The 12,614-nt window shown below is 59.5% G+C and carries 10 protein-coding genes and 1 tRNA gene; 4 read left to right on the top strand and 7 right to left on the bottom strand.

Annotation, left to right across the window (positions count from 1 at the left end):
- The first annotated feature begins 79 nt into the window (after nucleotides 1–79).
- Nucleotides 80–1,366: an ABC transporter substrate-binding protein gene (locus HJC04_RS28545; RefSeq protein WP_210629692.1), complete on the top strand. Its 1,287-nt coding sequence runs from the start codon at nucleotides 80–82 to the stop codon at nucleotides 1,364–1,366.
- A 60-nt stretch (nucleotides 1,367–1,426) separates the two neighbouring features.
- On the opposite strand, the gene HJC04_RS28540 is transcribed toward HJC04_RS28545, so the two are convergent.
- From HJC04_RS28540 to HJC04_RS28520, 5 genes are read right to left on the bottom strand one after another with little or no spacing between them, the layout of a single operon-like run.
- On the bottom strand, nucleotides 1,427–2,398 hold the full coding sequence (locus HJC04_RS28540) for a glycoside hydrolase family 26 protein (RefSeq protein ID WP_210629693.1): 972 nt from the start codon (nucleotides 2,396–2,398) through the stop codon (nucleotides 1,427–1,429).
- 3 nt (nucleotides 2,399–2,401) lie between these two features.
- Nucleotides 2,402–2,920 (bottom strand): DUF995 domain-containing protein, encoded by a 519-nt coding sequence (locus HJC04_RS28535; protein WP_221147645.1) that lies wholly within the window; start codon nucleotides 2,918–2,920, stop codon nucleotides 2,402–2,404.
- A gap of 35 nt (nucleotides 2,921–2,955) precedes the next feature.
- Nucleotides 2,956–4,812, bottom strand: coding sequence for a glycosyltransferase family 2 protein (locus HJC04_RS28530; RefSeq protein ID WP_210629695.1), 1,857 nt, complete (start codon nucleotides 4,810–4,812; stop codon nucleotides 2,956–2,958).
- A complete protein-coding gene (galE, locus tag HJC04_RS28525; RefSeq protein ID WP_210629696.1) occupies nucleotides 4,809–5,792 on the bottom strand; it encodes a UDP-glucose 4-epimerase GalE in 984 nt (327 codons plus the stop codon). Before galE ends, HJC04_RS28530 begins: the two co-directional genes overlap by 4 nt.
- 1 nt (nucleotide 5,793) lies before the next feature.
- A complete protein-coding gene (locus HJC04_RS28520) occupies nucleotides 5,794–6,813 on the bottom strand; it encodes a UDP-glucuronic acid decarboxylase family protein (protein WP_210629697.1) in 1,020 nt (339 codons plus the stop codon).
- Between the two features lie 383 nt (nucleotides 6,814–7,196).
- Between HJC04_RS28520 and HJC04_RS28515 the strand changes: the two genes are divergently transcribed.
- Nucleotides 7,197–7,517: a hypothetical protein gene (locus tag HJC04_RS28515; protein ID WP_210629698.1), complete on the top strand. Its 321-nt coding sequence runs from the start codon at nucleotides 7,197–7,199 to the stop codon at nucleotides 7,515–7,517.
- A gap of 116 nt (nucleotides 7,518–7,633) precedes the next feature.
- Here the strand turns inward: HJC04_RS28515 and HJC04_RS28510 are convergent, their stop codons facing one another.
- Entirely contained in the window at nucleotides 7,634–8,416 is a 783-nt protein-coding gene (locus HJC04_RS28510; protein WP_210629699.1) for a response regulator transcription factor, read from the bottom strand.
- Between the two features lie 422 nt (nucleotides 8,417–8,838).
- Between HJC04_RS28510 and HJC04_RS28505 the strand changes: the two genes are divergently transcribed.
- Entirely contained in the window at nucleotides 8,839–8,988 is a 150-nt protein-coding gene (locus HJC04_RS28505) for a hypothetical protein (RefSeq protein WP_221147644.1), read from the top strand.
- Between the two features lie 29 nt (nucleotides 8,989–9,017).
- Nucleotides 9,018–12,437 (top strand): DEAD/DEAH box helicase, encoded by a 3,420-nt coding sequence (locus tag HJC04_RS28500; RefSeq protein WP_221147643.1) that lies wholly within the window; start codon nucleotides 9,018–9,020, stop codon nucleotides 12,435–12,437.
- A 51-nt stretch (nucleotides 12,438–12,488) separates the two neighbouring features.
- Here HJC04_RS28500 and HJC04_RS28495 read toward each other — a convergent pair.
- Nucleotides 12,489–12,565: transfer RNA gene (locus tag HJC04_RS28495), tRNA-Met, on the bottom strand.
- Nucleotides 12,566–12,614 lie beyond the last annotated feature (49 nt).

Genomic DNA, 12,614 nt, shown 5'->3' with positions numbered 1-12,614 from the left:
TGCGTAACCTGTCTCACGAAAATGCCGGACGACGCCATGGAGGATGGCAGCGGACATATTGGGACAAGGGAGGATACCGATGCAGGTCAATCGCCGTTCATTTCTGATGGGTTCAGCCGGTGCATTCGCCGGCCTTGCCTTTGGCGCCGGAAGCGCCGTCCCGGCCTTTGCCGAAGACACGCAGCTGCGAGCCATGTGGTGGGGGTCGAACGACCGCGCCAAGCGGACGCTCGACGTCGCCAAACTCTACCAGTCGAAAACGCCCGGCGTGACGATCATCGGTGAATCGCTTTCGGGCGACGGCTACTGGACAAAGCTCGCCACGCAGATGGCCGGCCGCTCGATCGCTGACGTCTTTCAGCTCGAGCCCGGAACCATCTCCGATTATTCCAAGCGCGGCGCCTGCATGCCGCTCGACGAATTCGTCCCCTCGACGTTGAAGGTTCAGTCCTTCGGTGCCGACGTGCTGAAACTGACCACCATCGACGGGAAACTCTACGGTGTCGGCCTCGGCCTCAACTCTTTCTCAATGTTCTTCGACACGGTGGAATTCGAAAAGGCAGGCATTCCGGTGCCGACACCCGACCTGACGTGGGATGAATATGCCAAGCTCGCGGTGGAACTCGGCAAGTCCTCGGGCAAGGCAGGCGGCCCTTATGCGGCCCGCTACGCCTATGTCTTCGATGCCTGGCTGCGCCAGCGCGGCAAAAGCCTCTTTGCTAAGGAAACGGTCGGTCTCGGTTTCACGGCCGACGATGCCACGGAGTGGTTCGACTATTGGGAGAAGCTGCGCAAGGCAGGAGGCACCGTTGCTGCCGACGTCCAGACGCTCGATCAGAACACCATCGACACCAACGCCCTCGGTCTCGGCAAATCGGTGATCGGCATGGCCTATTCCAACCAGATGATCGGCTATCAGCTGATCATCAAGAACAAAATCGGCATCACCATGCTGCCGCGGGAAAGGAAGGGCGGGCCGTCGGGCCACTATTACCGCCCTGCGCTGATCTGGAGTGTCGGCGCCACGACAAGGAATGGCGAAGCGGCCGCGAAATTTATCGACTTCTTCGTCAACGACATCGAAGCCGGCAAGATTCTCGGCGTCGAGCGCGGCGTGCCGATGTCGCCGGCCGTGCGTGAAGCCATTCTACCGCAGCTGAACCCGACTGAGCAGGAAACGGTCAAATACGTCAATATGCTCAAGGATCAGGTCGGCGAATATCCGCCGCCGGTGCCGATGGGTGCAACGCAATTCGACCAGCGCGTGCTGCGCCCGATCTGCGACGAACTCGCCTTCGAACGGACCTCGCCCGCCGATGCGGCGACCCGGCTCGTCGAAGAGGGTAAGGCAACGCTCAAGGGATGATCGCCTGCCTGATATGAAAGGAGAGGGCCGCAAACCCCGGCGGGCCTCTCCCTCGCAACATCAGTTGGCCGCCAAGCTCTCGACCACGCGCCAGTCAGGCCGGCCGAGATTGAACGGCCAGGCGTTCACGTCCCGGTCATTGAAATAGACCACTTCCCGAAGGTTCGGGAAGGCGCCCTGCTTCAGAGTCGCGGTGTCGATCCAGGGCCTCATATAGGCGTCGCCGCCTTCGTAGCCGAGCTCTGCGACCCAGATGGGCTTTCCGTAGCCGGCGACGAGATCATACCCCTGCTTCAGCGCCTCCGAAAAGGTCCGGTGCGTGTTGTAAGCAAGTTCATCATAGCGCTCCAGCCCGAAGACCGACAATCCGACGAGATCGACATAATCGTCGCCGGGATAGTAGTCCTGCAGGCCCGGCAGGCCCTTCGGCGACCACATTATTTCGGTGCCGGGCGCCTCCTCGCGGAGGATGTCCATCATTCTTTTGTAGGCGGTGATATAGTCTTGCGGGTCCCAGCCGGCCCACGAAAACCGCCCGGATTTGTCTTCCATCTCCTGTCCCCAGCGGAGGATCACGGGGCTTTTCAGCTGGGATATCATTTGCGCGATCGCCCGCATGTTGACATCGTAGTCGCCGCGCAGAACCTTTGCGCGAAGCTCGCCCGAGGTCAGCCGCCAATCGACATCCCAGGACCAAGGCTCCACCGTTATCAGCAGGTTGCGGCCCCTGGCCAGCGCATAGGCATCCGCGATGCGCAGCGTCTCCAGGTCAACGTCTTCCCACGGCAAGAACAGAGCTTCGGTCGAAACGTTGGCCTGAGCGCCGAAATCCCCATGCGGGTCGTAGGCGCCGAACTTGATGCCATCGGCATGAACGACCGGGCGTTTGTCGATGATCGTCCGCGCGCTCGCCGCCGGGTTCGACGCAATGCCCGCATATTGCACCTCACTTCGGCCCGGCAGTTCCGCGACGCACAACAGCAGCAGCGCGATGGCGGCGGTGGAGAGGTGATTTTTCGTCAGCTTCTTCATGGCTCACCCTCCTTTTCGGGCTATTTCCTGATGCAGCAGGAGCTGCTTCAGGTCATACGCCTTGGCGCTGACGGTATCCGTGGAGACGAGCTTGCGGAATTCGTCATCCTGGCGCACCGAAGAATGGCGGAAGACGTACCAATCGCCGTCGGGCTGACGGCGCTGGTAGATCGTGTTGCCGATCTTGCGGTGACCGAAACAGGTGCTGGCACGCGCTGCTCCCTCGGCATTCGTCCAGGTCGCGCGCATGCAGAGCTGGCCGAGATCGTCGACCACCCATTTGCCTTCGGCGAAGGACTGCTTGCCCTTGTCGTTGGTCCAGGCCACGAACCGCCGGCCCTCATCGAAGAAACGGCCGCCGCCGGTGCCCCAGGTCCAGGTCTTGTCACCGTAGATACGATAGAGTTCATAGGCGCTGAGCGGTGTCGGCGGCTTCTTAGCGGCCTCGGCAGCTTGCGCCACCACAGGCAGGCACAGGCTGAGAGCCAGGGCTATGCCATACAGTCTCGATCCGATGCTCATTGTATACTCCTCTCGACACATGCCGGTTGGCCGGTTCAAACACCCTGTTGGTCCCGTCCCGTGCTTCCGAATCCATTCCACCTGAGGCGAAACTTCACGGTCCTGGTCTTGCCGAGCCCGGCCCCGGCGACGGCAAATTGCGATTGGCTGAAACTGACAAGCGTCTGGCCATGAGAAAGGGCTTCGAGGCCGCGCAGACCGTGATTGCCCGCCTGCATGCCGCCGGTGACACAGATCGCCAAACCCATTGCCGTCGCGAACCAAAGGCCGCGCGATTGCGGCAGCAGCGGCAGGCCGTTCTCGATCGCATGGCGAATGACGATCAGCACCGTCAACGACAGATAGATCGCGAGGTTCATCGCGGCGAAAAGATAGAAGCCCTGAGCGGCGGCCTCGCCGGCGAGCGCCATGGCCGCGGCGCAAAGCCCCGCGAGAGCAAGATAGGGCGCAACGACACGCAGCGGCAAAGACTGCTGCTGCTGCTTTCCCTTCGGGGTGATGCGAAAGTCGACGAAAGAACCGGAGACATGGTCGCGAATGGCGGCCAGGCTGCCGGCCAGCGACCATGGCCAGCGCAGAAAGATGAAGGCGAGCCCTTCCCAGCCAAACAGTTTCGCATCGCACGGCCGGAAAGTTCCCGTGGCCCGCCAGAAGAAAGCAAAGAGCGCCAGCACGATCGATATCGGCGCGAAATGCAGCAGAAAATCCGGATAGGTCACGTTGACGAAGACCTGGCCCGTCAGCAAGGCGGCCACCGGCAGCAGGAACGTCACTGCCATGACGGTGGAGAAGAGCGGATACCACAGCTGCGAAAAGACGAACTGGAATTTCAGCCGCCAGGGCAGATGGATGACATAGCGGCGGGAATATTGCAGCAGGATGGTGACGAGGCTGCGCGACCACTGGAATTCCTGCACGGCGAGATCGACGAAATTCGCCGGGCCGTCGCCATGAGCGATCGCATCGATCGCGTGGACGCCGCGCCAGCCGCCGGCGTTCATCATCAGCGTGGTCGAATGATCTTCGGCAAGCTCGGGCCCAAGGCCCCCGATCTGGCGAAGGGCTGATGTGCGGACCGCATAGTGGGAGCCGATGCAAAGGGGCGCCCAGCCATTGTTGTAACCGGTCTGCAGCGAGCCGTGCAGACTTGCCTCTGCGTAGAGCCTGCCGCGCGCGACCCAACTCGCCGCGGCATTCGCATCACAGATGCTGGGAGCGGAAACATAGCCGACGCCAGGATCGGCGAAGGGGCGCAGGACTTCACGGAGATAAGTCGGTGTCGGCACATGATCGGCATCGAACTGGGCGACGAAATCGTAACGCGCATAACCGAAATGGTCGTAGAAATAAGCAAGATTGCCTTCCTTGCACCGCGTCCGGCGCGGCCAGGTCGTGCGGTGATACTCCGCCACGCCCTTTCGCGTCGAGATCAGCACGCCGTGCTCGGCGCACCAGCGTCTGGTTTCCGCGGAAGGATCCTCGTCGGCCAGCCAGACATCGAAGTCGACACCGGTCTGATCGAGCATCGCCTGAAGCGTGGCGCGGACGACGGCAAAGGGCTCGGACGGCGCCTTGGTGACGACCATCGCCACGCGTCCTTCCGGCAGCCGGGCGCGCGAACTGATCGCTCTCGCATCGAGGAAGATCAGGATGAAATAGGCAGGCACAAGCGTGATCCAGGCAAGCACGACGGTGACGAGCACGAAGGCTGACCAGGAGATGATATGGGCGGACTGACACCACCAGATCCAGAAATAGCCGAGTGCCGCCAGCCAGCAGAAGATGCCGAAACCATAGGCGACACGCTTCCGACCGGTGAAAACCGGGTTGAATGCATCAGCGGCGGCTTTCGCCGTCCTGATCCGGTGATCGATCTCCGAAACCAGGCTCATGCCGTCACCTCCAGCCCGAAGGTGGGTCCGGCCGTGCGGATGATGGTGTCGAGATCCGAAAGAGCCGGCACGAAGCCGAGCTCTGCTTTGGCCCGAGCCGTATTGGCAAAGAGGATCGGCGGATCGCCGGGGCGGCGAGCGCGATAACGGACGGGGACTTCGCGGCCGCTGGCGCGATAGACCGCGTCGAGGATCTCGCGCACTGACGTGCCGCGGCCGGAACCGAGATTGACGCTGAGCGAGGCGCCGTCTGCGATCAGGTGGTTGACGGCGGCCAAATGCGCCTGCGCAAGATCGCTGACATGGATATAGTCGCGAACACAGGTTCCGTCCTCGGTCGAATAGTCGGTGCCGAAGATATCGAGCCGCTCCAGCCTGCCGGCGGCAGCCAGGAGGGCGCGAGGAATGAGATGTGTCTCGGGCTCGTGACGCTCAGAAAGCTCGCCCTCCGGGTCGGCGCCGGCCGCGTTGAAATAACGCAGGGCGGCGAAGCGGATGCCGTAGGCGGCAGCAAAATCCTCGAGCGCCATCTCGAAGATCAGCTTGGTGCGGCCATATGGATTGACCGGTTGCTGCAGGCTTTCCTCCCGTACCGGCAACGAGGCGGGAACGCCATAGGTGGCGCAGCTGCTCGAAAAGACGATCTTGTCGATGTCCTGGTCGAGACAGGCCTCGAGCAGCGTGAGACTGCCGACGACATTGTTGCGGTAATATTTCCTCGGCATGTCGACGGATTCGCCGACATAGGCGTTGGCGCCGCAATGGATGACGCAATCCGGCGAAAATTCAGCCATCGTCTGGCGTAGCGCGGCTGCGTCGCCGAGCTCACCGCGGACGAGCGGGCCCCAGCGGACACTGTCGGCATGTCCGGTCGAGAGGTTGTCGTAGGTAACCGGAATCATCCCGACGCGCGACAGCGCTTTGCAGATGTGACTTCCTATGAAACCGGCGCCGCCGGTGACGAGAATATAGCGGGGCATCTCATACAGCCTCCGCCTGCTTCGTCCCGGCTAGCAGGCCGTCGAAATATTCGACCGTGCGCGCCAAGCCGGCTTCGAGCTCGATATGAGGCTGCCATGCCAGCTCCGTCTTCGCCCGGGAGATGTCCGGCCGCCGCTGGCGGGGATCGTCGACGACAGCAGGCAGGTGAACGATGCGGGAACGCGAATTCGTGAGGTCCCGGATGATCTCCGCCAAGCGTCGGACGGTGAACTCGCCCGGGTTGCCGAGATTGATCGGGCCGTGGCATGCACTGCCGGAGGCCGAGAAACGCAGAAAACCTTCGACAAGATCATCGACATAACAGAAAGAGCGGGTCTGCTGGCCGTCGCCGTAGATGGTCAGGTCGGCGTTGCGCAGGGCCTGCACGATGAAGTTGGAGACCACCCGGCCGTCATCCAGGCGCATGCGCGGGCCGTAGGTGTTGAAGATGCGGCCGACCTTGATATCGACGCCGTAGGTCCTGTGGTAGTCGAAGAACAGGGTTTCGGCGCTGCGTTTTCCCTCGTCGTAACAGGCGCGCGGTCCGATGGAGTTGACATTGCCGCAATAGGATTCGCGCTGCGGGCTCTGGGTCGGGTCGCCATAGACTTCCGAGGTCGACGACTGAACGACGATCGCGCCCGTCTTTCGCGCGCAGTCCAATGTGTTGACGGCGCCAAGTACGTTGGTGAGCAGGGTACCCACCGGGTCCCGTTGGTAGTCGGGCGGAGAGGCCGGCGAGGCGAAGTTGAAGATCAGCGACGCTTCGATATCGAAGGGCTGACGGACATCGTGCTCGATGATGCGAAAGCGGGGGTTCGACGCGAGATGCTCGACATTCGCACGGCGGCCGGTCGAAAAATTGTCAAGGCATATGACGCTGTGGCCGCCCAGCAGAAGCCTTTCACAGAGATGCGAGCCAAGAAAGCCGGCTCCGCCATTTACAAGAGCGGTGCCCATATACTTGAGCACCGCCATGTTCTTTACTTCAGAGCCTTCGCCGGGAACGAAACTACGCATTACAAACTCCTCCCCACGGTTTAGTCTTTGTTTTATGGATACGCTTCACACCCCCTTACCCGGATGGATATTCACGCAACTAAGCACAAATACATGAATAAACCTCGAGGTTATTCTTCAGTTAGCTCATTTACTATTGAAATGATAGGGAGATTGTTACCGTGGTCAACTTTAAAAGCGCAGAATATCCCAAATAATTACATAGTTGTTCTTTAGAATAACAAATGATTAATCATTTTACTTGTTTTCTCACGTAAAACGGGAATCGTGCCGCTGCTCAAGCTTTGCTCAATAAATACGAGATAGAAGAGGGGAGAGGTCGGTCGCGCAGAACTGCACGACCGGTCTTGCATCCGGAAGCGTCATATGCGAGGGATCTGGTCATGTTTAAAAATCGGGCCGCAGCCCAGCCGAAAGGCTGGCGTCCATTTCATTTTGCGATGCTTGCCGGGGGAGCGACGCTTCTTGCGATCGGAGCGACGGCTTGTGCGGTTGACGACGACATGGCGGTCATCGCGAAAAAGAATGTTGTCGTCGTCGAGACGCCGTCCGTGTCGAAGGCCTATACCTACCCGGAAAAACGAACTGCTCGGCCGACTGCGGCACGAGCCCACATCGTCGCCTATCACGGGTCCGCGCGCTATATCTGCTCTCCAAGCGGCTTCGGGCAGAAGTCGCGCTGCTTTGCGCGTCCCTCGATCTGAAGCAAAAGCGCCGCTGCATATTCCTTAAATCGGAATCGATTTAAGGATAGAACTAGGCTCAACGCAAAAGTGAGACAACGCTCGTTGCGCGCATGAAAAGCGCGCGGCGCAATCGATCAGTTGCGCCACCGGCTGGACATGTCGTCATCGCCGACCGGATGGTCGTTGAAGAAGCGGGACGCTGCTTCCGTGCGGTTTCGGACGTTCATCTTCTTATAGATGTTGCGGACGTGAACCTTCACCGTGTTTTCGGAAAGATGCAGCTTGTCGGCAATAATCTTGTTCTGCGTCCCCTTGCAGATGAGGTCCAGGATCTGAACCTCCCGGGTCGTCAAGGCGGAGATGCTGTCGCGTCTCAGCTTGAGCGCATTGTTGCGGGCGGCATCAACCGATTTGGTCTGATAAAGTGAGGGCTCCAGCTGGGCCCCCTTATTGGTGAGGCGGTTGAGAAGCGCGGAGGGAAAATGCTCCCCGCCTTTCATCAGCAGATCCACTGCGGCCATGAAGACATCAAGTCGAAGATTAAGCGGCAGGACGCCGTCGATGATCCTTGCCTCCACCAAACGGCTGACATAAGGTTCCATCATGTCGATGGCCTCGACGACAAGCCCGATCGAGGTTTCCGGGTGATTTTCTCTGACCGCCTGCAGCGCGTCTTGCAGCTCAGGCGCAGGTATATGGTAAAATAAGACGAGCTTTATATCGCTGGTATCCTTTTCCAGCATCGGATTTGCGTTCGTTATGCTTGGCACATCGCAATTGGGAAATTTCTTTGCCAGCGCTTCCACCATGCATTCTGAAAACAGATCAGCCTTGGCTACTACAAGGATAGTATCTCCGGATGGGCTAGACTTTCTTGCCTGGTCCGCATTCTCCATTCCTGAGCCTGTCATGAACATATACGCCTCCCCTAGCGGTACACTTTACTCAAACATGAAGCGATGGCAGGTATAAGATAGTATGAAATGCCGGTCCTATTGTGACATCGCCTTCTTCTTTAGACATTTCTTAATTATGTTAATACGGATTGAGAAGGAAGGAAATGGCCCAAAGTGATTAGTTTTAGGGAGCGAGAAACAATAAGATACTGCGTATCGGTTGTATTTTTATCCATCCTTATACTTCGAGGTTATATTTGCCCCCACTATAGATAATTCAGTGGATGTAATGTTTCAGTACAAATTGTAATATTTTTGCGATCTGCCCCTGAAGATTACGAGACAAGCGAAACGCTCGCAAGTTGGCGCTCAACCCGGTGATGCCTGGCAGAAGCCTCGCATTCCGGCTGCATCGCAGGGCTGATATCGTGCCGGAGACCCTCGTGGGCTGGAACAGGGGGCGCCTGCAAGGTGAAGAAAGGCGGCCGCGTCTGCACTGGCACGCTTGCGCGGCTGTTGAAATGCACCCGACCGGGCGCATCATCACCATGCTCTTTGATTTTGAGCTGCAATCGCTGCTAAAAGAGGCGTGAGCCTATTTTGCACTCCTCAGTGAGACGTCATGCAGATTGATGCGGACAGGGCGGAACGGGAACGGCTTCTGGCCATTCTCGATTTCTGGCATAAAATCGAGTTTTTCATACCTTATGATCTCTCCAGTCGCCTCGCCTCCGGCGAAGGACGGACCGTTTTCTGGCTACATGCAGAGACGCTCTTGCAGGACAGCGCTGCACTCAGCCGTCCTGTCATACCCGAGGAGAAGCAGATCACCGGCTTTACCCTGTTCCTCGGCGTTTTCAGCAAATCCGAGATTGCCGAGATCCGCAGGCACTTCGACAGCGCTGCGGTCGACATTGCCGAGTATGAGGATGCCGAACGCGGCGATCTCGATGGCGATACCTGCTTTGCCAGCCTGCAGCTTACTCCGCTCGGACAGCCGATGTTCGAAACATTTTCCGTCTCGACGCTTCCGTGGGCCCTCGGACGGGTACGGAAAACCGGTCTCTCCTCGCTCAGCCATGAGGCATTTGCAGACGGCAAGCGGCAGCTGTCGGAATTACTTCAGAACTTTCAGGCGCAGCGACAGCTGGGATCTTCATCCTTCGAGGCTGCCGCCGATCAGCCGATCGATGCCGTCGAAATCCTGGCGCTGCACGAATTGCTCTGCGATTGGGCGGGTTTTGCCTCGCGCCAGGAAAAGCCCATCGCCGCCGTTGAAATCCGCTACCGCGACAGGGCGGAAAGACCCGAGCTGATCTCGTTGCCGCCTCAACAGGAGGACCATGCATCCAATGCCGACGAGGAAGACGAAAGTGCAAGCCTTGATGAAGACATTGGCATTCTGAACAGCTTCTTCATCGAGGATATCGAACGGGCGATGATCTGCGTCAAGCAGGGCAATATCCCGGAGCCGCTCCGGCGGTACCTCAACCCGCCGGCAGGTGAAAATCGGGTCGACCTTTATTCGGAGGAAGGGCGCCGGTCGATCATTCGGGCGCTGCATCCCGGCAATCTCAACCGTGGACGCTGGCTGAGCGAGCCTCACCTTGCAATGAGCCTCATGCAACAGTTCGCGATCAATTCGGCGATCGGCGGCCTGTCGGAAACGGGATTGTTCTCAGTCAACGGCCCGCCGGGCACCGGAAAGACGACCCTGCTGCGGGACATGTTCGCCGACAATATCGTTCGGCGCGCCCGGGTGCTCTCCTCCTTGACGATGGCGCGCGACGCCTTTGACGGAACGCTGCGCCGTGTCGGTTTTGCGGATCGGAGCACCGCCTCCATATCCGCGCTGATCCCGGCTCTTGCCGGGTTCGAAATGGTCGTCGCCTCCTCCAACAATGCCGCCGTGGAGAATATTTCGCGCGACCTTCCCAAGCAGAGCTCGATCGCAAGGACATCTTCATTTCAATATCTGCAGACGGTCGCGCACAAGATCGCCTGCCAGAAAGACAATGGAGCGGTCATCAAGCTCTCCGACGGCGATCGCCCGTGGGGGTTGATCGCCTGTGCGCTCGGCAACTCCAGAAACCGCCGAGCCTTCAAGGAACGTTTCGCCTTCATGGAAATCGCCGAAAGGCCGAAGCCCGGCTGGTCGGGCGCCGCAAAGCCGCAGACCATCTGGGAATGGTTGAAGAGCTATGAGGGGCCAAGCTTTGCCGAAGCGGCATCGGCTTTTCATGCCGCCGACGAGATGGTTCGCGAAAAGATCGGCCAATATGCGCGTTATGCCGATCTCCGCGATGAAATAGCACCCGTTTCGCAGGATGCATTCTGCCGCGAGGCGCTTGAGAGGGTGGCCGCCGCCGCGGACGAAGTTTTGCATGCGCAGAACCGATGCGAGATGCTGGCGACCGAAATGCGCCGCATCGCCGACGGTTTGGCTTATCTGAAGGAGGAGCAACAGTTGCTCGACCGCAGCGCTCCTGCACGATGGAAGAGGGTGCTCTCGACCAACCCGGCCCGGCAGCATCGGCAAGACGTCATCGGCAATGCGCGGAAGCAGCTGGAACTGCGTAAAGCGCTGGCCGAATGCGAAGATCGGCTTGCAAAAACCGAAAGACCCGCGCTGGAACTGGCTTTGCGAGCGCATGACCGGGCCGAACGGTCCCTGCGGTCACGACGAAAAATCTGGTCTGCGAAAAAGGAGGAACTCGAGCGGCTGGGGGAAATTCTCGATCGTCCCACCGCACCGGAGCGTCTCACCGATCTCGATAAGGATCAGGTGCAGATCGACGGTCTCTGGCATCAGGACGAACTGGCGGCTCTGCGTTCGGCATTGCTGGAAGCAGCGCTGACGCTGCATGAAGCTTGGTTGGCCGATGTCGGCAGGAAGGGCGGAGGTTTTGGCGGAAATATCGTTGCCATCACCAAGCTGCTTTCCAACAACAATCCCGTCGATGACAAACACATCGCATCGATCTGGCAGAGCCTTTTCATGATCGTTCCGATCGTCTCCACGACGTTCGCGTCCTTTGCCAAGCAGTTCCGCGGGCTCAAGCCCGGCTCGATCGGCTGGGTCTTCATCGATGAAGCCGGCCAAGCGGTGCCGCAGGCGGCGGTCGGGGCTTTGTTGCGGGCGCGCCGCGTCATGGTGATCGGCGATCCCTTGCAGATCGAACCGGTTTTCACGCTTCCGAGCGCGCTGATTTCAGGCGCCTCGGCTCTTTCACCCCACACGGCGGCAGGTCAATATTCGCCGAACAGGGCGTCGGTGCAGATGCTGGCCGATGCCGCCAATCGCTACGGAACGACGCTTCAGGGCGAAGAGGCAGATCGGCTCTGGATCGGCAGCCCACTCAGGGTGCATCGACGCTGCATCGATCCGATGTTCAGCCTTGCCAATCAGATCGCCTATCAGAACAAGATGATCTTCGGGCTGCACGAGCGCCGACCGGCCGGCGACGCATCGCCCTTTTATGGCGACAGCGCCTGGATCGACATCAAGGGCAAGGTATCGGGCAAACAGGCCGTTGCCGAGCAGACCGACTTCATCGTCGACCTCCTCGCCTCGACTTATCGCCGAGACGGTGCATTGCCGGACATCTACCTCATCTCCCCGTTCAAGGAGATCAAGACCAGTTTGAGACGGGCTCTTTTCCATGCGGTCTGGATCGACCAAGACGGATATGCGCGCGGATCTCCAGCGAAACTGCAGAAATGGCTTCAGGAACGGGTCGGCACGGTTCACACCTTCCAGGGCAAGGAAGAAGATATCGTTTTCATGGTCCTCGGCGCCGATGCCGAGCATCGCGGAGCGGCCGGCTGGGCCGCATCCAAGCCAAACCTGTTGAACGTGGCGCTGACGCGCGCCAAGCGTCGTTTCTACATCGTCGGCGACCGCACGCTCTGGCAAACGCTCCCCTATTTCAGAGAAGCAGCAAATGCATTGCAGACGATCCGGCCCGCGGAATTCCTGGCCCGCAACGAGCTGAACGTGAGAGATCGGACTCCGGCGCCGTTCGCTGAACGCATGCTTTGACGTTTCCCGGAAACACAGAAAGCCCGCACGAGGCGGGCTTTTTGGGAAGATTGGTTGCGGGGGCAGGATTTGAACCTGCGGCCTTCAGGTTATGAGCCTGACGAGCTACCGGGCTGCTCCACCCCGCGATATTTCATTCCGGACGTTATGCCCGGGAGCGATGTCAGGCGTAGCCTG

Source organism: Rhizobium sp. NLR8a (genome assembly GCF_019685235.1).
Lineage (GTDB): Bacteria > Pseudomonadota > Alphaproteobacteria > Rhizobiales > Rhizobiaceae > Rhizobium.
Note: the sequence above shows the minus strand (reverse complement) of the source record. Positions and strands in the feature narration are given on the sequence as shown.